This is a genomic window from Streptomyces sp. NPDC003379, assembly GCF_053589195.1.
Genome location: NZ_JBSFRK010000012.1, coordinates 92,071 through 112,068, shown reverse-complemented (window position 1 = coordinate 112,068; position 19,998 = coordinate 92,071). Strand labels below are relative to the sequence as shown.

At 71.5% G+C, this 19,998-nt stretch carries 21 protein-coding genes; 13 read left to right on the top strand and 8 right to left on the bottom strand.

The window, feature by feature from the left end; all coding sequences use genetic code 11:
- Nucleotides 1-44: 44 nt before the first annotated feature.
- Nucleotides 45-1,394 carry a homogentisate 1,2-dioxygenase gene (hmgA, locus tag ACWDVB_RS13900; protein ID WP_451516743.1) on the bottom strand — a complete coding sequence of 450 codons (1,350 nt, stop codon included), beginning with the start codon at nucleotides 1,392-1,394 and terminating at the stop codon, nucleotides 45-47.
- Nucleotides 1,395-1,495: 101 nt separating this feature from the next.
- Here hmgA and ACWDVB_RS13895 point away from each other — a divergent pair, with 101 nt between their 5' ends.
- The 3 genes from ACWDVB_RS13895 (at nucleotide 1,496) to ACWDVB_RS13885 (ending at nucleotide 4,924) form a co-directional block, all read left to right on the top strand.
- A complete protein-coding gene (locus ACWDVB_RS13895; protein ID WP_451516744.1) occupies nucleotides 1,496-2,128 on the top strand; it encodes a TetR/AcrR family transcriptional regulator in 633 nt (210 codons plus the stop codon).
- A 151-nt stretch (nucleotides 2,129-2,279) separates the two neighbouring features.
- Nucleotides 2,280-3,752: a CitMHS family transporter gene (locus ACWDVB_RS13890; RefSeq protein WP_451516745.1), complete on the top strand. Its 1,473-nt coding sequence runs from the start codon at nucleotides 2,280-2,282 to the stop codon at nucleotides 3,750-3,752.
- Between the two features lie 8 nt (nucleotides 3,753-3,760).
- Nucleotides 3,761-4,924, top strand: coding sequence for an MFS transporter (locus ACWDVB_RS13885; RefSeq protein WP_451516815.1), 1,164 nt, complete (start codon nucleotides 3,761-3,763; stop codon nucleotides 4,922-4,924).
- A gap of 374 nt (nucleotides 4,925-5,298) precedes the next feature.
- Here ACWDVB_RS13885 and ACWDVB_RS13880 read toward each other — a convergent pair whose 3' ends face one another.
- Complete coding sequence (locus ACWDVB_RS13880) at nucleotides 5,299-6,510, bottom strand: S8 family peptidase (RefSeq protein WP_451516746.1); 1,212 nt, start codon at nucleotides 6,508-6,510, stop codon at nucleotides 5,299-5,301.
- 388 nt (nucleotides 6,511-6,898) lie between these two features.
- Between ACWDVB_RS13880 and ACWDVB_RS13875 the strand changes: the two genes are divergently transcribed.
- Entirely contained in the window at nucleotides 6,899-7,306 is a 408-nt protein-coding gene (locus ACWDVB_RS13875) for a YciI family protein (RefSeq protein ID WP_451516747.1), read from the top strand.
- Between the two features lie 8 nt (nucleotides 7,307-7,314).
- Complete coding sequence (locus ACWDVB_RS13870) at nucleotides 7,315-8,565, top strand: RNA polymerase sigma factor (protein ID WP_451516816.1); 1,251 nt, start codon at nucleotides 7,315-7,317, stop codon at nucleotides 8,563-8,565.
- Here ACWDVB_RS13870 and ACWDVB_RS13865 read toward each other — a convergent pair.
- Complete coding sequence (locus tag ACWDVB_RS13865; RefSeq protein ID WP_451516817.1) at nucleotides 8,447-9,397, bottom strand: DUF5829 family protein; 951 nt, start codon at nucleotides 9,395-9,397, stop codon at nucleotides 8,447-8,449. The two genes, ACWDVB_RS13870 and ACWDVB_RS13865, sit on opposite strands and share 119 nt — an antisense overlap.
- A gap of 208 nt (nucleotides 9,398-9,605) precedes the next feature.
- On the opposite strand from ACWDVB_RS13865, the gene ACWDVB_RS13860 reads away from it, so the two are divergent.
- Together ACWDVB_RS13860 and ACWDVB_RS13855 are read left to right on the top strand one after the other, a co-directional pair.
- On the top strand, nucleotides 9,606-10,994 hold the full coding sequence (locus ACWDVB_RS13860; protein WP_451516748.1) for an aldehyde dehydrogenase family protein: 1,389 nt from the start codon (nucleotides 9,606-9,608) through the stop codon (nucleotides 10,992-10,994).
- 16 nt (nucleotides 10,995-11,010) lie between these two features.
- Nucleotides 11,011-12,090 (top strand): Zn-dependent alcohol dehydrogenase, encoded by a 1,080-nt coding sequence (locus tag ACWDVB_RS13855; RefSeq protein ID WP_451516749.1) that lies wholly within the window; start codon nucleotides 11,011-11,013, stop codon nucleotides 12,088-12,090.
- Here the strand turns inward: ACWDVB_RS13855 and ACWDVB_RS13850 are convergent, their stop codons facing one another.
- Both ACWDVB_RS13850 and ACWDVB_RS13845 read right to left on the bottom strand, forming a co-directional pair.
- The gene (locus ACWDVB_RS13850) at nucleotides 12,091-13,161 is read right to left on the bottom strand and encodes an urea transporter (RefSeq protein ID WP_451516750.1); all 1,071 of its coding nucleotides are present in this window, start codon (nucleotides 13,159-13,161) and stop codon (nucleotides 12,091-12,093) included. It lies immediately after the preceding gene.
- 60 nt (nucleotides 13,162-13,221) lie between these two features.
- Nucleotides 13,222-13,560: a dihydrofolate reductase family protein gene (locus ACWDVB_RS13845; protein ID WP_451516751.1), complete on the bottom strand. Its 339-nt coding sequence runs from the start codon at nucleotides 13,558-13,560 to the stop codon at nucleotides 13,222-13,224.
- A gap of 210 nt (nucleotides 13,561-13,770) precedes the next feature.
- On the opposite strand from ACWDVB_RS13845, the gene ACWDVB_RS13840 reads away from it, so the two are divergent.
- Complete coding sequence (locus ACWDVB_RS13840) at nucleotides 13,771-14,346, top strand: TetR/AcrR family transcriptional regulator (protein ID WP_451516752.1); 576 nt, start codon at nucleotides 13,771-13,773, stop codon at nucleotides 14,344-14,346.
- A gap of 205 nt (nucleotides 14,347-14,551) precedes the next feature.
- On the opposite strand, the gene ACWDVB_RS13835 is transcribed toward ACWDVB_RS13840, so the two are convergent.
- The gene (locus ACWDVB_RS13835; RefSeq protein ID WP_451516753.1) at nucleotides 14,552-15,211 is read right to left on the bottom strand and encodes a TetR/AcrR family transcriptional regulator; all 660 of its coding nucleotides are present in this window, start codon (nucleotides 15,209-15,211) and stop codon (nucleotides 14,552-14,554) included.
- A 95-nt stretch (nucleotides 15,212-15,306) separates the two neighbouring features.
- Between ACWDVB_RS13835 and ACWDVB_RS13830 the strand changes: the two genes are divergently transcribed.
- The 3 genes from ACWDVB_RS13830 to ACWDVB_RS13820 all read left to right on the top strand — a co-directional run bounded on the left by ACWDVB_RS13830 (nucleotide 15,307) and on the right by ACWDVB_RS13820 (nucleotide 17,565).
- Nucleotides 15,307-16,458, top strand: a complete 1,152-nt coding sequence (locus ACWDVB_RS13830) for an acyl-CoA dehydrogenase family protein (RefSeq protein ID WP_451516754.1) — start codon at nucleotides 15,307-15,309, stop codon at nucleotides 16,456-16,458.
- 83 nt (nucleotides 16,459-16,541) lie between these two features.
- Complete coding sequence (locus ACWDVB_RS13825; RefSeq protein ID WP_451516755.1) at nucleotides 16,542-16,829, top strand: YiaA/YiaB family inner membrane protein; 288 nt, start codon at nucleotides 16,542-16,544, stop codon at nucleotides 16,827-16,829.
- A gap of 112 nt (nucleotides 16,830-16,941) precedes the next feature.
- Nucleotides 16,942-17,565 (top strand): TetR/AcrR family transcriptional regulator, encoded by a 624-nt coding sequence (locus ACWDVB_RS13820; protein ID WP_451516756.1) that lies wholly within the window; start codon nucleotides 16,942-16,944, stop codon nucleotides 17,563-17,565.
- A gap of 10 nt (nucleotides 17,566-17,575) precedes the next feature.
- Here ACWDVB_RS13820 and ACWDVB_RS13815 read toward each other — a convergent pair whose 3' ends face one another.
- On the bottom strand, nucleotides 17,576-18,040 hold the full coding sequence (locus ACWDVB_RS13815) for a MaoC family dehydratase (RefSeq protein WP_451516757.1): 465 nt from the start codon (nucleotides 18,038-18,040) through the stop codon (nucleotides 17,576-17,578).
- Between the two features lie 121 nt (nucleotides 18,041-18,161).
- Here ACWDVB_RS13815 and soxR point away from each other — a divergent pair, with 121 nt between their 5' ends.
- Together soxR and ACWDVB_RS13805 are read left to right on the top strand one after the other, a co-directional pair.
- Nucleotides 18,162-18,629, top strand: a complete 468-nt coding sequence (soxR, locus tag ACWDVB_RS13810) for a redox-sensitive transcriptional activator SoxR (protein WP_451516758.1) — start codon at nucleotides 18,162-18,164, stop codon at nucleotides 18,627-18,629.
- Between the two features lie 93 nt (nucleotides 18,630-18,722).
- Nucleotides 18,723-19,241: a hypothetical protein gene (locus ACWDVB_RS13805; protein ID WP_451516759.1), complete on the top strand. Its 519-nt coding sequence runs from the start codon at nucleotides 18,723-18,725 to the stop codon at nucleotides 19,239-19,241.
- A gap of 12 nt (nucleotides 19,242-19,253) precedes the next feature.
- On the opposite strand, the gene ACWDVB_RS13800 is transcribed toward ACWDVB_RS13805, so the two are convergent.
- Entirely contained in the window at nucleotides 19,254-19,862 is a 609-nt protein-coding gene (locus ACWDVB_RS13800) for a hypothetical protein (RefSeq protein WP_451516760.1), read from the bottom strand.
- Between the last annotated feature and the right edge of the window lie 136 nt (nucleotides 19,863-19,998).

Sequence of the window (19,998 nt, the reverse complement as noted above, 5' to 3'; positions counted from 1 at the left end):
GAATCAGTCACGCTGCGTCATTGTGCCGCATCAGTAATGCCGCATCAGTTGCGGAAGTGGCGCTCCAGACCCTGCCATACGTCGTCGTAGCCGCGCTGCAGGTGGGACGCCCGCGCCGCCTGCTCCGTCGCCGTCACCGGCCACCGCGTCTCGAACATGAAGGCGAGGCCGTCGTCGATCTTCTGCGGCTTCAGCTCGGCGGCCGACGCCTTCTCGAACGTCTCGCGGTCGGGGCCGTGCGCGGACATCATGTTGTGCAGCGAGCCACCGCCCGGTACGAAGCCTTCCGCCTTCGCGTCGTACGCGCCCTCGATCAGGCCCATGTACTCGCTCATCACGTTCCGGTGGAAGTACGGCGGCCGGAACGTGTCCTCGCCCACCAGCCAGCGGGGCGCGAAGACGACGAAGTCGACGCCCGCGAGGCCCGGGGTGTCGGACGGCGAGGTGAGCACGGTGAAGATCGACGGGTCCGGATGGTCGTAGCTGATCGAGCCGATCACGTTGAAGCGGCGCAGGTCATAGACGTACGGGACGTGGTTGCCGTGCCAGGCGACGACGTCGAGGGGGGAGTGGTCGTAGGTCGCGCGCCAGAGGTTGCCGCAGAACTTGTTCACCACCTCCACCGGGCCCTCGACATCCTCGTACGCCGCCACGGGCGCCCTGAAGTCGCGTGCGTTCGCGAGGCCGTTGGCGCCGATCGGGCCGAGGTCGGGAAGCTGGAAGGGGGCGCCGTAGTTCTCGCAGACGTACCCGCGCGCGCTCTCTTCCAGCAGTTCCACGCGGAAGCGGACACCGCGCGGGATCAGCGCGACCTCGCCGGGCTCCGCGTGCAGCGCGCCGAACTCCGTGCGCAGCAGCAGCCCGCCGTGCTCGGGGACGATCAGCAGCTCGCCGTCCGCGTCGCCGAAGACGCGGTGCCTCATGGAGGAGTTGGCGTGGTAGAGGTGGATGCCCATGCCGGTGCGCTGTGTCGTGTCGCCGTTGCCGCCGAGCGTCCACAGGCCCGCGACGAAGTCCGTGCCGGGAGCGGGCTCCGGGAGGGGGTTCCAGCGCAGCCGGTTCGGGTCGGGGACCGACTCGGTGAAGGGGGCCGTCCGGATCGCGCCGTTCTCCGTACGGGTGAAACGCGGGTGCGCGGCCGAGGGGCGGATGCGGTACAGCCACGAGCGGCGGTTGTGTGCGCGGGGCTCGGTGAAGGCCGAGCCGCTCAGCTGCTCGGCGTAGAGCCCGAGTGGGGCGCGCTGCGGTGCGTTGCGGCCGTGCGGCAGCGCGCCGGGCACCGCCTCTGAGCTGTGTTCGTTGCCGAATCCGGAGAGATAGGCCAGCCCTTCGGCGGCCTTCCTGGCGTCGTCGGCGCCCGCTCGGTCGGCGTTGCTTGCGTGGTCCCCGCTCATCACAGCTCCCTCGTGAATGATTCCTATGGGACACCGTAGGATTCAGGTTTTCCTCGCGCAAGAGGAAGCCAGGAATGTGAGCGATGCTCTACTCTCCCCGGATGCCCCACCGGAACCCGTCCGAGGAACCGCGCCCCCCGGCCTCCCTGCGCCGCGTGCCCGTGCAGGAGCGCAGCGCCGAGCGCCTGACCCGGATCCTCGACGCCTGCGCCGCCGTCCTGGACGAGGTCGGCTACGAAGGTCTGACCACCCGCGCCGTCGCCCACCGCGCGGGCGTCCCGATCGGCTCGGTCTACCGCTTCTTCGGCAACAAGCGGGCCCTGGCGGACGCCCTCGCCCACCGCAACCTCGACGCGTACGCGCAGCGCGTGGCCGCGCGTGTGAGCGGCGTCGACCGCGGCGACTGGCGCGGCGCGGTCGACGCCGCCTTCGACGAGTACCTGGCGATGAAGCGCACCGTCCCCGGCTTCGGCCTCGTCGACTTCGGCGTCCCCTCGGCCCCCGACGCGATGCCGGACGCGAACGTCCAGGTGGCGGAGCGGGTGGCGGCGCTGCTCGCGGACCACCTCGGGCGGGCCCTGGACGACCGGCTGCGGCGGACCGTGCTCGTGGGCGTGGAGGCGGTCGACGCGGTGTTGCAGCTGGCCTTCCGCGGGCACCCGTCGGGCGATCCCGGCCTCACCGAAGAGGCGCGGGCGCTGCTGCACGCGTACTTCGCGCGTTCCCTCGACTGACCGACACGACTGACCGGCACACAGCTGTGACCAGGAGTTTTGCGCTTATTGCTCGCGCGTCAACATCTTGTTAACACTTCACGGCGAGTCCTAACGTCGACCGGACCGCCAGACCTGGTGGGAGTTCGATGGTGAACGTTAGGTAGCCCCCATGCTGACAATCCTCGGATTCGTCATGATCGCCACCTTCCTGGTGCTGATCATGATGAAGAAGATGTCGCCGATCGCGGCGCTGGTGCTGATCCCCGCGCTCTTCTGCGTGTTCGTAGGAAAGGGAGCCCATCTCGGGGACTACGTCCTCGACGGCGTCGGCAATCTGGCGCCCACGGCGGCCATGCTCATGTTCGCCATCGTGTACTTCGGCGTCATGATCGACGTCGGTCTCTTCGACCCGATCGTCCGGGGCATCCTGCGCTTCTGCAAGGCGGACCCGATGCGCATCGTGGTCGGCACCGCCGTGCTGGCCGCGATCGTCTCTCTCGACGGCGACGGCTCGACCACCTTCATGATCACGGTCTCGGCGATGTACCCGCTGTACAAGCGCCTCAAGATGAGCCTCGTGGTGATGACCGGTGTCGCCGCCACCGCCAACGGCGTCATGAACACGCTGCCCTGGGGCGGCCCGACGGCCCGTGCCGCGACCGCGCTGAAGGTCGACGCCGCCGACATCTTCGTACCGATGATCCCGGCGCTGGCCATGGGTCTGGTCGCCGTCTTCCTGCTCTCCTACGTACTGGGTCTGCGGGAGCGCAAGCGCCTCGGCGTGCTGTCGCTCGACGAGGTCCTGACGAAGGAGACGGAGCAGGCCGAGGAGACGGTGCTTGTCGGAGCCGGAGCCGGAGCCGGAGCCGGAGCCGGTGGCGCTGGCGGCGCGGCTGACGGACGTACGTCTCTCACGAAGAAGGCCGCCGGGGGAGCGGGCACCGACGCGGACGCTGAGGCCGCCGAGAACGCCGAGAACGCCGAGGACTCCGACGACGGCTTCCAGGGGCTCGACCCGAACCGCCCGACCCTGCGTCCCAAGCTCTACTGGTTCAACGCGGGCCTGACCGTCCTGCTGCTCACCGCCATGATCATGGAGTGGCTGCCGATCCCGGTCCTCTTCCTGCTCGGCGCCGCGCTCGCCCTCACCGTCAACTTCCCGCACATGCCCGACCAGAGGGCCCGTATCGCCGCCCACGCGGAGAACGTCCTCAACGTCACCGGCATGGTCTTCGCCGCCGCCGTCTTCACCGGCGTCCTCAGCGGCACCGGCATGGTCGACCACATGGCCGACTGGCTCGTCGACGCCATCCCCGAGGGCATGGGCCCGCACATGGGCCTGGTGACCGGCCTTCTGTCGATCCCGCTGACCTACTTCATGTCCAACGACGGCTTCTACTTCGGCGTCCTGCCGGTCCTCGCCGAGGCGGGCCAGGCCCACGGAGTCGGCACCCTGGAGATCGCCCGCGCCTCCATCGCCGGCCAGGCGCTGCACATGTCGAGCCCGCTGGTGCCCGCGGTGTACGTGCTCGTCGGCATGGCCAAGGTGGAGTTCGGCGACCACACCAAGTTCACCGTCAAATGGGCCGTGCTCACCTCGCTGGTGGTGCTCGGCGCCGGAATTCTCTTCGGCATCATCTGATGCCGCCCGTGATACCCGGGCCCGGTGGAAGGGGCTGGCTGCTCCGTCTCGTCATCGCCTTCGGCTTCGCGCAGGCGGCGGTGTCGATGGCGCGGCCCGCCGTCTCCTACCGGGCCCTCTCGCTGGGCGCCGACGAACGGGCCGTCGGCGTCATCGCGGGCGTCTACGCGCTGCTTCCGCTCTTCGCCGCCGTACCGCTCGGGCGCCGGACGGACCACGGGCGGTGCGCGCCGCTGCTGCCCGTCGGCGTCGTCCTGATCTCCGGCGGCTGCGCGCTGAGCGGCGCGGCGGGATCGCTCGCCGCGATGGCCGCGTGGAGCGGCGTGATGGGGCTCGGCCACCTCTGCTTCGTGATCGGCGCGCAGTCGATCGTCGCCCGGCAGTCCGCGCCCGACGAACAGGACCGCAACTTCGGGCACTTCACCATCGGCGCCTCGCTGGGCCAGCTGGCCGGGCCGGTCGCCGCGGGCGCCCTGATCGGCGCGGACATGGGCCGCACCAGTGCCCTCGCGCTGCTCGTCTCGGCGGCGGTCGGCGCGGTCTCCCTGACCTCGCTGTGGCGCATCGAGCACGTACGTACGCCTTTGGGGAAGCGAGCCGCCGAGCGGGTGCCGGTGCTCGGCATACTGCGCGCCCGGGGCGTGCCCGCGGGCATCTTCATCAGCCTCGCGGTGCTCTCCGTGACGGACGTCCTCACCGCCTACCTGCCGGTGGTCGGCGAGCACCGCGGCATCGCTCCCGCCACGGTCGGGATGCTCCTGAGCCTGCGGGCCGCGTCGACCATCGCCTGCCGCCTGGTGATGACGCCGATGATCCGGCTGCTCGGCAGAACCGTCCTGCTGACCGGTACGTGTCTGCTGGGCGGGCTGCTGTGCGCGGCCATGGCGCTGCCCGTACCGGCGTGGGGGCTCGCCCTCATGCTCGCCGCGCTCGGCTTCTGCCTGGGCGTCGGCCAGCCGCTCTCCATGACGACCGTCGTCCAGGCAGCGCCCGACGGCGCGCGCTCGACGGCACTGGCGCTGCGCCTGACCGGCAACCGCCTCGGCCAGGTCGCCGCGCCCGCCTCCGCGGGCCTGGTCGCCGGCGTCGCGGGCGTGGCCGCGCCGTTCGTGATGCTGGGCGGACTCCTGCTGCTCGCGGCGGGCCTGGGCACACGGACTCCACACCCCTGACCGGCAGCGCCCCGCCAGGACCGCGGAGAACGACGCGCGCCCGGCCACAGACGACCCGCTACTGCCCACGGCGAGCGCGTCAGCCTGCTCGGCGCGGGGGCTTGGGCAGCGCCCCGTCAGGGGCGCGGGGAACTGTGCGCCCGGCCACAGACGGCTCGCACCAGGCCACGGCGAGGCGGCAGCAGGCGCGTCAGCCTGCTCGGCGCGGGGGCTTGGGCAGCGCCCCGTCAGGGGCGCGGGGAACTGCGCGCTCAGCCACAGACGACCCGCACCAGCCCACGGCCGGACCGCCGCGGACGCGTCCGCCCCGGCACGGAAACGCCCCGGAGGCGTCGACAACCTCCGGGGCGCAACTATCCGTACGGAACAGCGGGTTACGGGACGATCTTGAGGAGCCGGTTCGGAGATCCGGTGCCCGGGCTGGTCACGACACTCGGCGTGGCCCCGTTCACCAGGGCGGAAGCGACCTGCGCCGGCGTGGCCGAGGTGTGGCCCGCCAGGTAGATCGCCGCCGCGCCCGCGACGTGCGGGGCGGCCATCGACGTACCGGAGATCGTGTTGGTCGCCGTGTCGCCGGTGTGCCAGCCCGCCTTGATGGAGACGCCGGGCGCGAAGATGTCCAGGACCGAGCCGTAGTTGGACCAGCTGGCCTTGGCGTCGTTGCTGCCGGTCGCGCCCACCGTGATGGCCGCGGGGACCCGGGCCGGGGAGGAGTTGGCGGCGTTGACGCCTTCGTTGCCCGCGGCGACCGCGTAGGTGATGCCATCGGCGATGGAGTTCTTCACCGCGTTGTCCAGCGACGTGGAGGCGCCGCCGCCGAGCGACATGTTGGCCACGGCCGGGGCGCCGGCGGCGTGGTTACCGGTCACCCAGTCGATGCCCGCGATGACACCGGCGGTGGTACCGGAGCCGTTGTTGTCCAGCACGCGGACCGCCACGATCTTGGCCTTCTTGGCGACGCCGTACGTCTTGCCCGCGACGGTCGTGGCCACGTGCGTGCCGTGGCCGTTGCCGTCCTGGGCGGTGCTGTCGCCGTCGACGGCGTCATAGCCGTTGACCGCGCGGCCGCTGATCTCCGAGTGCGAGATGCGTACGCCGGTGTCGATCACGTACGCGGTGACGCCCGACCCCGCGGTGTCCGGGTAGGTGTAGCCGCCGGACAGCGGCAGCCTGGCCTGGTCGATGCGGTCCAGGCCCCACGGGGCGTTGGACTGCGTCGCACTGGCCTGGATCCGCTGGTTCTGCTCGACGGTGGCGACCGCCGGGTCGGCGGCGAGGCGTCTCGCCTCCGTCGCGCTCAGCTTCGCGGCGTAGCCGTTGAGCGCGGACTTGAAGGTCTTCGTCACCGAGCCGCCGTACTCGGATATGAGGCCCTTGCCCTGGCTCGTGGCGGCCTTGAGACCCGAGCTCTTCTTCAGCGTGACGATGTAGCTGCCCTTGACCGCGTCGGCGGAGCCCGCCGCGATCACGGTGCCCTCGGTGGGGGCGGCCTGGGCGGGCAGGGCGGTGACCGCGCCGAGAACGGCGGCGGCGGCGGTCGAGATCGCCGCGGCGATCACAGTCTTCTTGCTGCGCAGCATTGCCATTACGAGGGAGTCCTCCTCATAGGCGGCGCGCCCGGGTGGGGCGACGCGACTGTGGGGGGTGTGCGCGTGATCGCACACACAGAAGGGAGCGGTGCGTGCCGCTCCCGTCGCGAGCAGAAGCGTGGCCGCTTCACGGGCGTAGATCAAGAGGCTGGACGGCTTGTCATGCGTCTGTCACGCAACGGAAATCAAATTCCGGACCAATGCGAGGTGAATGTCGGCTTTGGCGCCGCGCCGCGCCGCGCCGTTCCGCGCCGTTCCGCTCCGTAGGGCAGCCGGAAAAATTCCGCCGACGAATTCGACCGACGATGTCGAGAACCCGTGACCGGCTCCGTCCCCGTAGTGAACGCGACCACAATGGGTCGTACAGCACCAAGGGAGAGACACGATGGCCAAGTACCTGCTGCTCAAGCACTACCGCGGCGCCCCGGCCGCGGTGAACGACGTACCCATGGACCGGTGGACGCCCCAGGAGATCTCCGCGCACATGCAGTACATGCAGGACTTCGCGGACCGGCTGGAGAAGACCGGCGAGTTCGTCGACGGTCAGGCGCTGGCCCCCGAGGGGACGTTCGTACGGTACGACGGTGAGGGCCGCCCGCCGGTCACCGACGGCCCGTTCGCCGAGACCAAGGACCTCATCGCCGGCTGGATGGTGATCGACGTCGACAGCTACGAGCGGGCCGTGGAGCTGGCCGGGGAGCTGTCGGCCGCGCCCGGGGCGGGCGGGAAGCCGATCCACGAGTGGCTGGAGGTGCGCCCGTTCCTGACCGCGCCGCCCACGATCACGGAGTGACCTCGCCGATGGAAGAGGTCCTGCTCCGGAGGCTCCGGAGCCTCACGCCGAGCGTCCTCGGCATCCTCGTCCGCCGCGGAGCCGACTTCGCGGCGGCCGAGGACGCCGTGCAGGACGCGCTCGTCGAGGCGGTCCGCGTCTGGCCGGACGGACTGCCGCGGGACCCCAAGGGCTGGCTGGTCACCGTGGCCTGGCGCCGGTTCCTCGACGCGACGCGGGCGGACGCCGCGCGGCGCCGGCGTGAGGACCTCGTCGACGAGGAACCGGCGCCGGGGCCCTCGCCCGCGGTGGACGACACGCTCCAGCTCTACTTCCTGTGCGCCCACCCCTCGCTCACGCCCTCGTCGGCGGTCGCGCTCACGCTGCGCGCCGTCGGCGGGCTGACGACCCGGCAGATCGCGCAGGCCTATCTGGTGCCCGAGGCGACCATGGCGCAGCGCATCAGCCGGGCCAAGCGGACCGTCTCGGGCGTGCGGTTCGAGACGCCCGGCGACGTCGCCACCGTGCTGCGCGTCCTCTACCTGGTCTTCAACGAGGGCTACTCCGGAGACGTCGACCTCGCCGCCGAGGCCATCCGGCTCACGCGGCAGCTCGCGGCCGCGATCGACCACCCGGAGGTGGCGGGGCTGCTCGCCCTCATGCTGCTCCACCATGCCCGGCGCGCCGCCCGGACGGCGCCGGACGGCAGCCTGGTGCCGCTGGCCGAGCAGGACCGCGGCCGGTGGGACACGGAGTCGATCGCCGAGGGCGTTCGGATTCTGCAGGCGGCTCTCGCCCGCGACCGGCTGGGTGAGTACCAGGCGCAGGCCGCCGTCGCGGCCCTCCACGCCGACGCGCCCACCGCGGGGGAGACGGACTGGGTGCAGATCGTCGAGTGGTACGACGAGCTGGCGGGCCTGACCGACAGCCCGGTCGTCCGCCTCAACCGCGCGGTCGCCGTAGGCGAGGCGGACGGCCCCCGCGCCGGCCTGGCGGCGCTCGCGACCCTGGACGCGACGCTGCCCCGCCACGCGGCGGTGGCGGCCTACCTCCACGAGCGGGACGGCGACCTCGCGACGGCGGCACGGCTGTATACCGAGGCGGCCCAGAAGGCGCCGAACCTCGCGGAGCGCGATCATCTGACGCGGCAGGCGGCTCGGCTCAACGCCGGTCGGCAGGGGGCGAACCCTCGAAGTCCCATACCGCGCGGGGGCCCGGGCCGACCGTCAGGGTCGAGTGGCCGAGTCGCTCCTCGTGACGGCTCTTCGTGGCGCGGTTGAGCGAGAACGTGAACTGGCGCAGGCCCACCTGGTCGCGCGGTACGGCGTCCAGGCGGATCGTCGTGCCGCCGCCCTTCGCGACGATGCCGCCGGACGGTGCGGGGCGGACGGCGAATCCGCCGGCCCGCAGCAGCGGCACGGTGTTGGCCAGGTCGCGTGCGGTGACCGCCAGGCGGACGGAGGTCATGTTCCGCATCAGGCGGTCGCGGTAGGCGTCCGGGAGATAGCGCTCGCGGCCGACGTCACCGGGGTAGGAGGCCGGTTCCGTCCTGCCGCGTGGGTCGGCGAAGTATTCGGGGCGGTACTCCATCGCCCAGGTGCCGAACGCGTCGTACTGGTCGGTGGTGAAGGCGCCGTCGAACCACGGCACCGGGACGCCGTCGCCGAAGTCACGGGTCTGCTGGAACTCCAGCGGGTCCTCGACGCCCTGGTCCCGCAGTCGTGCGAGCACGGTCGCCAGGTCGCCGTCGCGTTCGGTCGAGACGCCCATGCCGGTGCTGCCGAGCGGGGTGTCGGGCACGTCGCCCACCCCGAAGATCTCTAGGTAGGTCTCGCGGCCCTTCAGATAGCGGCCGGTCCAGGTATGGCCGTCGGAACCGGTCGTCGTACGGACCTCGAAGTCGGCGAACTTCCGCAGGTAGGGGGAGTGTTCGACGGCGTCGGCGGTCTCCCGGTCGAGGACTCCGTAGGCGTGGTTGTAGAACAGCAGTTGCTCTTGCCCTTGCGCCTGCCGTTCGTGCGGCGGCTTCTCCTCGGCGCGAGCCGACCCCGCGCCCCCTTCCGTCGCCCCGACGAAGGTGGCGGCGAGGGCGACGGCCAGGACCACGGTCATCCGCAACTTCCGGCGCAGCAGCAGCATGTGCATGAGGGTAGGGCCGGGAGGGCCGCGGACGCCGCCGTTCCGAGGAGGGCGACGGAGAAATCCGGCAGCGGCCGGCCCAAGCGCCGGAGATCTCTGGTACGCCTGGGCTCCGACGCCCCTGGTGCCCGAAAACTATCAGCGCTAGTTTGTAGTGCGGACGACAACCTGGAGGAATGCGATGAAGGCCCACGACGGCATGTACATCGACGGCGCCTGGCGCGCGGCTGCCGGCGCCGACACGATCACGGTCGTCAACCCGGCCGACGAGCGGCCCATCGGGCAGGTCCCGGCCGGCACGGCGGAAGACGTCGACGCCGCGGTCCGCGCCGCCCGCGCCGCCCTGCCCGGCTGGGCCGCCACGCCGCCCGCCGAGCGCGCCGCCCTGATCGGCGCGCTCCGCGACCGGCTGGTCGCCCGCAGGGACGAGATCGCCGAGACCGTCACTGCCGAGCTGGGCGCCCCGCTGCCGTTCGCACAGGCGGTGCAGGCCGGGGTCCCGATCCTCGTCTGCGGTTCGTACGCGGAGCTGGCCGCGACGCACCCCTTCGAGGAGAAGGTGGGCAACTCCACCGTCTATCTGGAGCCGGTCGGCGTGGTCGGCGCGATCACGCCGTGGAACTACCCCCTCCACCAGATCGTCAACAAGGTGGCCCCCGCGCTCGCCGCGGGCTGCACGGTGGTGCTCAAGCCCGCCGAGGACACCCCGCTCACCGCCCAGCTCTTCGCCGAGGCGGTGCATGAGGCGGGCATCCCCGCGGGCGTGTTCAACCTCGTCACCGGGCTCGGCCCGGTCGCGGGCCAGGCGCTCGCCGAGCACGAGGGCGTCGACCTGGTCTCGTTCACCGGCTCCACGGCCGTCGGCAAGCGGATCGGCGCCACCGCGGGCGCGGCCGTCAAGCGCGTCGCCCTGGAACTGGGCGGCAAGTCCGCCAACGTCATCCTGCCGAGCGCCGACCTCGCCAAGGCCGTCAACGTCGGCGTCGCGAACGTCATGTCCAACTCCGGTCAGACGTGCAGCGCCTGGACCCGCATGCTGGTGCACACCGACCGGTACGACGAGGCGGTGGAGCTCGCCGGGGCCGCGGCCGCCAAGTACGGCCCCCGCATCGGCCCGGTCGTCAACGCCAAGCAGCAGGCACGCGTGCGCGGCTACATCGAGAAGGGCGTCGAGGAGGGCGCCCGGATCGTGGCGGGCGGACCCGAAGCCCCCAAGGACGAGGGCTACTTCGTCCAGCCGACCGTCTTCGCCGACGTCACCCCGGAGATGACCATCGCCCAGGAGGAGATCTTCGGGCCGGTGCTCTCCCTCATCCGGTACGAGGACGAGGACGACGCCCTGCGCATCGCCAACGACACCGTGTACGGCCTCGCCGGGGCCGTGTGGGCGGCCGATGACGCCGAGGCGGTCGCGTTCGCCCGCCGCATGGACACCGGCCAGGTCGACATCAACGGCGGCAGCTTCAACCCGCTCGCCCCCTTCGGCGGCTACAAGCAGTCGGGCGTCGGCCGCGAGCTGGGCTCGCACGGCCTGGCAGAGTACCTCCAGACCAAGTCCCTCCAGTTCTAAGGGAGTTCCTCTCATCATGGTCCGCGCCGCCATTCTTCCCGCCGCCGGCTCCCCCCTGGAGATCGCCGACATCGACCTGCCGGAGCCGGGCCCCGGCCAGGTCCGCGTGCGTCTCGCCGCCGCCGGGGTCTGCCACTCCGACCTGTCCCTGTCCAACGGCACGATGCGCGTCCCGGTGCCCGCCGTACTCGGCCACGAGGGCGCGGGCACCGTGGTCTCCGTCGGCGAGGGCGTCACCCGGGTCGCCCCCGGCGACGGCGTCGTCCTGAACTGGGCGCCGTCCTGCGGCACCTGCCACGCCTGCACGCTCGGCGAGGTGTGGCTCTGCGCGAACGCCCTCGCGGGCGCCGCCGACGTCTACGCGAAGCGGCCGGACGGCACGGATCTGCATCCGGGCCTGAACGTCGCCGCGTTCGCCGAGGAGACGGTGGTCGCGGCCAACTGCGTCCTGCCGGTGCCGGACGGCGTCCCGCTCACCGACGCGGCGCTCCTCGGCTGCGCCGTCCTGACCGGGTACGGCGCCGTGCACCACTCGGCGAAGGTGCGCGAGGGCGAGACCGTCGCCGTGTACGGAGTCGGCGGGGTCGGCCTCGCCACGCTGCAGGCGGCCCGGATCGCCGGCGCCTCGCGGATCGTCGCGGTCGACGTCTCCCCGGAGAAGGAGGAGCTGGCGCGCTCGGCGGGCGCCACCGACTACGTGGTCGCCTCGGAGCGGACGGCCAAGGACATCAGGGGCCTCACCGGCGGTCAGGGCGTCGACGTGGCCGTGGAGTGCGTGGGCCGCGCGGTGACGATCCGCACGGCCTGGGAGTCCACGCGCCGGGGCGGCCGCACCACGGTGGTCGGCATCGGCGGCAAGGACCAGCAGGTCACCTTCAACGCCCTGGAGCTCTTCCACTGGGGCCGCACCCTGTCCGGCTGCGTGTACGGAAACTGCGACCCGGCGGTGGACCTGCCGGTCCTGGCCGAGCACATCCGGGCGGGGCGTCTGGACCTGGGCGTCCTGGTGACCGACCGGATCACGCTCGACGGCATCCCGGCCGCCTTCGAGCACATGGTCGCGGGCAAGGGCGGCCGGGCGCTGGTCGTCTTCTGATCAGCCCCCGGCGGCCCCGGCGGTTCGGGCGCTGCCGGAACCGGTGAGCCGGGGAAAGGACTTGGCCCCCGCCAGGAACACGAATGTCGTCAGGACGAACGGCCAGGTGAAGGCGTGCCCGCCGGACGGCGCGAAGAGCGCCGCCACCGCCGGGCCGACCGCCGTCGCGGTGGCGGCGCCCACGAGTGCGTACGCGAGTGTCGCCGCCCGCGCGGGCAGGAGGACGCCGCACAGGGCGAGGGCGACGAGGACGGAGTTGTAGCCCGTCGTGCCGTCGGCGATCCGCGCGGCGGGTGCGCCCAGCGCCCACGCCGTGCCGATACCGACGGCGCTGCCGAGGCACGCCACGGCCGCCGTGCGACGGCTGGCGACGAGGAGACCGGCGAGCAGGAGGGCGCCGACGTACCACTGCGGCATGAAGAAGATCTCCGCGAAGTCGGCGAAGAACCCCCGGGCCAGTTCGGCCGGGCTCGGTACGGTCGGGCCCGTGGCGGGGCCGGTGAGGGCCGCGAGCCCCTCGCCGTGGTGCCAGACCCGCCGGAAGCCGGGCGCGGCGATGGTCATGGCACTCGCGACCAGGCAGTACGGCAGCGTGAGCGAGGGCAGTCCCCAGACCCCGAGCAGATTGACCACGGCGGCGGTCACGACCGTGACGACCACGCAGCCCGCGAGCGCGAGCAGAGCTGTCGACAGGTGCCGCGCACCGAGGAAGACCGCGAAGCACAGCGCGGTCAGGCAGGCGTTGAACCCTTCGAGCCCGGCCCCGACCCGGTCACGGTCCACGCCGAGCAGCCGCGCGGCGCCCGTGCCGACGGCGGTGCCGACGAGGGCGTAGAGCCCGTACTCCCAGCCCGCCACGGAGAGCGCGCCGAAGAAGACCGCACCCGTCGCTGCGCTCGGCAGAAAGGTGACCTGAGCCTGCCCCCGCAGCACCTGCGCGGTGAACTCGCGGAGGCGGGGCGGCACGGTCACCCGGCCCGCGGCCTGTACCGGGACTTCCCCGGTCCGTGCCGAGACTCGCGCGGCCTTCGCCGAGCCCTCGGCGTCCAGCGCATCCGTCGCATGCCCCACGGCCAACTCCCGTGTGATGTCCCTGTTTCGCCCGACAGAACGGATGCAGGCTACAGCTATTTACCGGGCGACGGTGTCACTTCGACCTTGTCGTGGCACGGTGAACCACGTGATCGTGACGTCGTTCGGGAACGACTCGCGCCTGTTCACGCGGAACGTCGTCGGGTCGAACTCACCGCCGAATACGGGGATTCCGGCCCCGGCGACCACCGGATAGCTCTTCACGATCAGCTCGTCCAGCTCCGGCAGCACCGCCGCCGCGAGCCGCCCGCCGCCGACCACGGTCACCGCGGAGTCGGGAGCGGAGCCGAGCGTGTTCGACACCACGTACTGGCGCAGGTGCGCGTAGGGGCTCGGGGTGCCGTGGGCCAGGGCAGGACGGTACGTGCCGTGGCCCATCACCACCGTGTCGAAGCGGCGGTTGGGCGCGTCGGCGAGGCCGACGTGCGGGCGCAGGGCGGTGGGAACCGTCTCGGGATAGCGGGTGTTGACCCACGCGGCGTAGGCGGTGGCTTGCTCCTCGTCGCCCAGGTCTGCGCATCTGCTGCTCCCCTTGTAGTACTCTTGCTGTAGTGGTCGGAACGTAGTACTACGGACGGAGTGATGTCAATGGTGCGCAGGAACGACGGACGGCGTGCGGCTCTGGTCGACGCCGCCATCGAGGTGTTGGCCAGGGAAGGCGCCCGGGGGCTGACCTTCCGGGCGGTCGACACCGAGGCCGGTGTGCCGACCGGCACGGCCTCCAACTACTTCAGCAACCGCGACGACCTGCTGACCCAGGCGGGCGCCCGGGTCTACGAACGGCTCCAGCCCAGCCCGGAGGAGATCGAGCGCCAGCGCACCGCCGAGCGCGACAAGGAGGCGTACGCGGGACTGATGCGGGAGGTCGTCGGCCGGGTCAGCGCCTTCCGCACCGGCTACCTCGCCCTGCTCGAACTGCGCCTGGAGGCCACCCGCCGCCCCGACCTGCGCGCCGTCCTCACCGAGCGCGTCCGGGCCGACCTCGACGCCAACCTCGCCTACCACGAGGCCTCCGGCCTGCCCGGTGACGCGACCGGCGTCCGGCTGCTCTACCTGGCCTTCAACTGGCTGATCGTGGAGCAGCTCACGCTGCCGGGGGTGCTCTCGGAGGCCGAGCGGGACGCGCTCGTCACGGCGGCGGTGGAGCGCATCGTGGCGGAGTGAGCGGTGGCGGAGCCTCGTACGCCGCGCGAGGCCGGCGCGGGTGTCGCGCGCGCTGCTGCGCTAGGACGCGGGGTTCAAGTCCTCGACGAGCTGCACGACACCCGCGTCGGCGAGCCGCACCTAGCGGTGCCGCCCCTGCCGCGTGGTGTGACCGGGCTTCATGTCCTCAGGATGGGCCAGGAACGCTGCGGTGCGCACCGCAGCGTCAGGCGTCGGCCGTCCGCCCCGCCTCCACCTGCTCGTACTGGAGGGCGAGTCCGTCGAGCAGCGCCTTGAGGCCCGCCTCGAAGGCGCGTTCGTCGATGATCTGCTGGCGTTCGGCGAGGAGGTGGGCCTGGCCGAGGTGGGGGTAGTCCGCCGGGTCGTACGCGGTCTCATCGTCCACGAAGCCGCCGGCGAACGACCCGAGCGCGGAGCCCATGATGAAGTACCGCATCAGCGCGCCGATCGACGTGGCCTGCGCGGCCGGCCAGCCCGCGTCGACCATCGCCCCGAACATCGCGTCCGCGAGCCGCAGGCCGGCCGGGCGGCGCCCCGGACCCCGGGCGAGCACGGGAACGATGTTCGGGTGCAGCGTCAGCGCGGCCCGGTAGGAGACCGCCCAGTCGTGCAGCGCCGTACGCCAGTCACGCCCGTCGGCGGTGTCGAACATCGACAGGTCGACCTGCGCGCTCACCGAGTCGGCGACCGCCTCCAGGATCTGGTCCTTGGTACGGAAGTGGTTGTAGAGGGACGGCCCGCTGACCCCCAGCTCGGCGGCGAGGCGGCGCGTGGAGACGGCCGCGAGGCCCTCGGCGTCCACGAGGGCGCGCGCCGTGTCGACGATGCGTTCTCGGCTGAGGAGGGGCTTGCGCGGTCGGGCCATGCGGCACATAGTAGGGCTGCCACAGGAAACTAGCAGTGCTAATTTAAAAGCCCAGTACATCCCCACGTACATGCCGAGGCGAAGAGGTGCCCACGATGAACCTGGAGCTCAGCGACGAGCAGACCGCCGTCCGGCAGCTGGCCGAGGACTTCGTCGCGCGCGAGATCACCCCGCACGTCATCGAGTGGGACCGCGCGGAGAGCGTCGACCGGGCGCTCGTGAAGAAGCTCGGCGACGTCGGCTTCCTGGGGCTCACCATCGACGAGGAGTACGGCGGCTCGGGCGGCGACCACCTCGCGTACTGCCTGGTGACCGAGGAGCTGGGCCGCGGCGACTCGTCCGTGCGCGGCATCGTCTCCGTCTCGCTCGGCCTCGTCGCCAAGACCATCGCGTCCTGGGGCAGCGAGGCGCAGAAGCGGCAGTGGCTGCCGGGGCTCACCTCCGGGGAGTACGTCGGATGCTTCGGGCTCACCGAACCGGGCACCGGCTCCGACGCGGGCAGCCTCACCACCAAGGCAGTCCGGGAGGGCGACGACTACGTGGTCAACGGCGCCAAGATGTTCATCACGAACGGCACGTGGGCCGATGTCGTTCTCCTCTTCGCCCGCACGAACGACACCCCGGGCCACCGGGGCGTCTCCGCCTTCCTGGTGCCCACCGACACCCCCGGCCTCAGCCGCCGCACGATCCACGGCAAGCTCGGCCTGCGCGGCCAGGCCACCGCCGAGCTGGTCCTGGAGGACGTCCGCGTTCCCGCGTCGGCCATGCTGGCGCCCGAGGGCAAGGGCTTCTCCGTCGCCATGTCGGCGCTGGCCAAGGGGCGCATGTCGGTGGCCGCCGGATGCGTGGGCATCGCGCAGGCCGCCCTGGACGTGGCGGTGAAGTACGCGACCGAGCGTGAACAGTTCGGCAAGACCATCGCCCACCACCAGCTCGTCCAGGAGCTGCTCAGCGACATCGCGGTGGACGTGGACGCGGCGCGCCTGCTGACCTGGCGGGTCGCCGACCTCGTCGACCGGGGCCGGCCCTTCGCCACGGAGTCCTCCAAGGCCAAGCTGTTCGCCTCGGAGGCCGCCGTGCGCGCCGCCAACAACGCGCTCCAGGTCTTCGGCGGCTACGGCTACATAGACGAGTACCCGGCGGGCAAGCTGCTGCGCGACGCCCGCGTGATGACGCTCTACGAAGGCACCAGCCAGATCCAGAAGCTCGTCATCGGCCGTGCGCTGACCGGGATTTCGGCCTTCTGAGACACCACCGGGCCCCGCGCTGAGTACGCATCTGAGTACGCGAGCGGATATGGCGCGGGCCGCCCGGCGGCGAAGCTGTGGCCATGACTGAGCCGCACGTCAAGCAGCAGACCACCAACGCCTTCTACGGCCAGGCCGTGGCCTCCTTCGCCGTGTCCATCGGCGCCGTCGCCATCGGCATCGGCTACCTGGACGCCTCGGCCTGGGTCCGGGGCTTCCTCGCCATCGCCGTGCTCTACCTGACGACCTCCGCGTTCACCCTCGCCAAGGTGATCAGGGACCGGCAGGAGGTCGTGCAGATCGTCAGCAGGGTCGACCAGGCCCGCGTCGACAAGCTGCTCGCCGAACACGACCCGTTCGCCAAGCCCTGACACCTGACCGGCCGCCCCACCGGACGCCTGACCGTCGCTCTCTAAGCGCTTGCTCACCGTCAGGGGTATGGTGTCCCTCCCGGCAGACCGGGTCAGGTGCGAAGGAGCGGGCATGAGTGCGGCGGAGGAGACCGGCGTCGAGGAGCAGCCGTGGGGCGAGGTCAGCCCCGACGCGGCGAGGCGGCTGCTGATCGCCGCCGTCGAGGCCTTCGCCGAGCGCGGCTACCACGCGACGACGACCCGGGACATCGCGGGCCGCGCGGGGATGAGCCCCGCCGCGCTCTACATCCACTACAAGACGAAGGAAGAGCTGCTCCACCGCATCAGCAGGATCGGCCACGACAAGGCCCTGGCCATCCTGCGCACCGCGGCGGACGGCGAGGGCGGCGCGGCCGACCGGCTCACGGCGGCCGTGCGCTCCTTCGTCGGCTGGCACGCCGCCCATCACATGACCGCGCGCGTGGTGCAGTACGAGCTGGACGCGCTCGGCGAGGAGCACCGCACGGAGATCGTGGCGCTGCGCCGCGAGTCGGACGCGGCGGTACGGGGCATCATCAACGACGGTGTGCGGGCCGGGGAGTTCGACGTCCCGGACGTGCCGGGCACCACGCTCGCCGTGCTCTCGCTCTGCATCGACGTGGCCCGCTGGTTCAACGTGGCGGGGCACCGGACGCCCGACGAGGTCGGCGCGCTCTACGCCGACCTCGTGCTGCGGATGGTGGGTGCCGGGAAGTAGACCCCCCGGCTCAGAAGTAGTAGCGCGACACCGACTCGGCCACGCACGCGGGCTTGTCGGCGCCCTCGCGCTCCACGGTCACCTGGGCCGTCACCTGCACGCCGCCGTCCTTCGTGGGCGTCACGTCCGTGAGCGTGGCCGTGGCCCGCAGCCGCGAGCCGACCGGCACCGTGGAGGGGAAACGGACCTTGTTGGTGCCGTAGTTGATGCCCATCTTCATGCCCTCGACGCGCATGACCTGCGGCACCAGGCTCGGCAGCAGCGACAGGGTCAGATAGCCGTGCGCGATGGTCGTCCCGAAGGGACCGGCGGCCGCCTTCTCGGCGTCCACGTGGATCCACTGGTGATCGCCCGTGGCCTCGGCGAAGAGGTCGATCCGCTTCTGGTCGATCTCCAGCCAGTCGCTGTACCCCAGCTGCCCGCCGACTCCGGCGCGCAGTTCCTCGGCCGACGTGAAGATCCTCGGCTCCGCCATCCCTGGCCTCCTAGACGTGTGCGATCAAGTCATCAAGTCATCAGTAGGTGCGACTAAGCGCTTGCTCAGCATGCGGGGCGCGCCGACGCGTGTCAACGCACCGGCCATTAGGGTTCCAGGGGTGCCCCAGATTCCTGAGAAGGTCCACGAACTCACGGTCGGTCAGCTCTCCGCCCGAAGCGGCGCCGCCGTCTCCGCCCTGCACTTCTACGAGACCAAGGGCCTCATCAGCAGCCGCCGCACCTCGGGCAACCAGCGCCGCTACCACCGCGACACTCTGCGCCGCGTCGCCTTCATCCGCGCGTCCCAGCGCGTCGGCATCCCGCTCGCCACGATCCGCGAGGCCCTCGACTCGCTGCCCGAGGAGCGCACGCCCAACCGCGAGGACTGGGCGCACCTCTCGGAGCACTGGCGCGCGGAACTGGACGAACGCATCAAACAGCTGGGCCGGCTCCGCGACCACCTCACGGACTGCATCGGCTGCGGGTGTCTGTCCCTGGAGACGTGCGTGCTCTCCAACCCTGATGACGCCTTCGGCGAACGGCTCACGGGCTCCCGCCTGATGGTGGAGGGCCGCCCCCGGAAGTAGTACAAGAGAAGCAGTAGAAGAAGAAAGCAGGAAGCAGGAAAGCAGGAAGCAAGAAGGCAGGGGCTCACGCAACATCACTCAGGGGGAGGGCCGATGTCGGTCGCCATCTGCTCGTTGAAGTGGGACGCCGCACAGCACGGGCCGCAGGCCATCAAGTACGACAGCGACGGCTACCACCTCGTGCGTTTCCCGTACGGAGCGGGCGAGGAGTCGTACGATCCGTGGCGCATGCACGACCCGGCGAAGGCCGGCAGCGGCCCCTCGCATTTCCCGAACGCCCACTCGGGGCTGATATGGCCCAGCCACGACGGCTGGGGCGTGCTCTCCGCGCTGGTCTTCTGGCGGCCCGACAGCGGTCCCACCGAGTACCGCTCGCGCTTCGTCCGCGACCCGCTGAACCTGACCACCGGGTACGACTCAACCGCGACGACCGACTCCGCGCCCACCCGTGGCAGCCAGTTCAGGTCCTACGTCTGGCAGATGTTCGTCCACCCGGAGACGCCCGTCGGGCTGAAGATATCGGCGCGCGGCGTGGGAGACGTGAAGCTCGCCACGCCGCTGACGCACGCCCAGTTCAAACTGGCCATCCATACGGACGTGATCACGCCCTGACCGCTCCGTTCCTCATGCCGAGACCAGTGGCCGCAGGCTGCGCGCCCGCGCCCGGGCCACCGCGTCCGGTGTGAGCACGGGAGCGGGCACGACGATGCCGCAGCCCGTGCAGACCGCCCCCGAGGACGGCTCGTGCGCCAGACCGCGCTTCCACACCAGGGAGGTGTCCCCACAGACGGGGCAGGACGCGCCCGGCTCCCTCTCCAGCGCCGCGATCAGCCGGCGCAGCACTTCGGCGAGGGGGGCGCGGGGGTGGACGTCCGGGTCGTCGCACCAGGCGACGCCGCAGCCGCCCCAGGTGCGGCGGTGCCAGTCGTCCTCGCTGCCGGGGCGCCTGAGCCCGTCGTGCTTCTCCTTGCGGCGGCGCTCGGCGAAGCCCGCCTCGTAGGCGAGCCAGACCGCCCGCGCCGCCTCCAGTTCCTCCAGCGCGGCCACCAGCCTCGCCGGGTCGGGCGACCTGTCCTCGGGCCCGAAACCCGCCCGTGAGCACAGATGGTCCCAGGTCGCCCGGTGTCCGTATGGGGCGAACCTCTCCAGGCACTTGCGCAGCGAGTAGCGCCGCAGTGCCAGATCGCTCTGCGGATCACGCACCTGTCTCGCGAGACTCCGGAATCCGGCCATCGCCCTGCACCTCCGTCACACGTACTTCCGTACTGGTACCCCGTGTTCCGTATCTGCCGGCGTCGCAATCGAACCGAAGTCGAAACGACGTCGCCGAGTAGACGTATCGACACGCGAATCGGCTCCCTTTCGAGGC

Bases quoted from the DNA above. Each gene is read 5' to 3' on its own strand.
- ACWDVB_RS13855 (WP_451516749.1), top strand. From the start codon at position 11,011: ATGGTCCGCGCCGCCATTCTTCCCGCCGCCGGCTCCCCCCTGGAGATC.
- ACWDVB_RS13825 (WP_451516755.1), top strand. From the start codon at position 16,542: ATGACTGAGCCGCACGTCAAGCAGCAGACCACCAACGCCTTCTACGGC.
- ACWDVB_RS13895 (WP_451516744.1), top strand. From the start codon at position 1,496: ATGCCCCACCGGAACCCGTCCGAGGAACCGCGCCCCCCGGCCTCCCTG.
- ACWDVB_RS13840 (WP_451516752.1), top strand. From the start codon at position 13,771: ATGGTGCGCAGGAACGACGGACGGCGTGCGGCTCTGGTCGACGCCGCC.
- ACWDVB_RS13880 (WP_451516746.1), bottom strand. From the start codon at position 6,510: ATGGCAATGCTGCGCAGCAAGAAGACTGTGATCGCCGCGGCGATCTCG.
- ACWDVB_RS13805 (WP_451516759.1), top strand. From the start codon at position 18,723: ATGTCGGTCGCCATCTGCTCGTTGAAGTGGGACGCCGCACAGCACGGG.
- ACWDVB_RS13820 (WP_451516756.1), top strand. From the start codon at position 16,942: ATGAGTGCGGCGGAGGAGACCGGCGTCGAGGAGCAGCCGTGGGGCGAG.
- ACWDVB_RS13875 (WP_451516747.1), top strand. From the start codon at position 6,899: ATGGCCAAGTACCTGCTGCTCAAGCACTACCGCGGCGCCCCGGCCGCG.
- ACWDVB_RS13830 (WP_451516754.1), top strand. From the start codon at position 15,307: ATGAACCTGGAGCTCAGCGACGAGCAGACCGCCGTCCGGCAGCTGGCC.
- ACWDVB_RS13835 (WP_451516753.1), bottom strand. From the start codon at position 15,211: ATGGCCCGACCGCGCAAGCCCCTCCTCAGCCGAGAACGCATCGTCGAC.
- ACWDVB_RS13800 (WP_451516760.1), bottom strand. From the start codon at position 19,862: ATGGCCGGATTCCGGAGTCTCGCGAGACAGGTGCGTGATCCGCAGAGC.
- ACWDVB_RS13870 (WP_451516816.1), top strand. From the start codon at position 7,315: ATGGAAGAGGTCCTGCTCCGGAGGCTCCGGAGCCTCACGCCGAGCGTC.
- ACWDVB_RS13860 (WP_451516748.1), top strand. From the start codon at position 9,606: ATGAAGGCCCACGACGGCATGTACATCGACGGCGCCTGGCGCGCGGCT.
- hmgA (WP_451516743.1), bottom strand. From the start codon at position 1,394: ATGAGCGGGGACCACGCAAGCAACGCCGACCGAGCGGGCGCCGACGAC.
- ACWDVB_RS13815 (WP_451516757.1), bottom strand. From the start codon at position 18,040: ATGGCGGAGCCGAGGATCTTCACGTCGGCCGAGGAACTGCGCGCCGGA.
- ACWDVB_RS13845 (WP_451516751.1), bottom strand. From the start codon at position 13,560: ATGGGCCACGGCACGTACCGTCCTGCCCTGGCCCACGGCACCCCGAGC.
- ACWDVB_RS13865 (WP_451516817.1), bottom strand. From the start codon at position 9,397: ATGACCGTGGTCCTGGCCGTCGCCCTCGCCGCCACCTTCGTCGGGGCG.
- ACWDVB_RS13890 (WP_451516745.1), top strand. From the start codon at position 2,280: ATGCTGACAATCCTCGGATTCGTCATGATCGCCACCTTCCTGGTGCTG.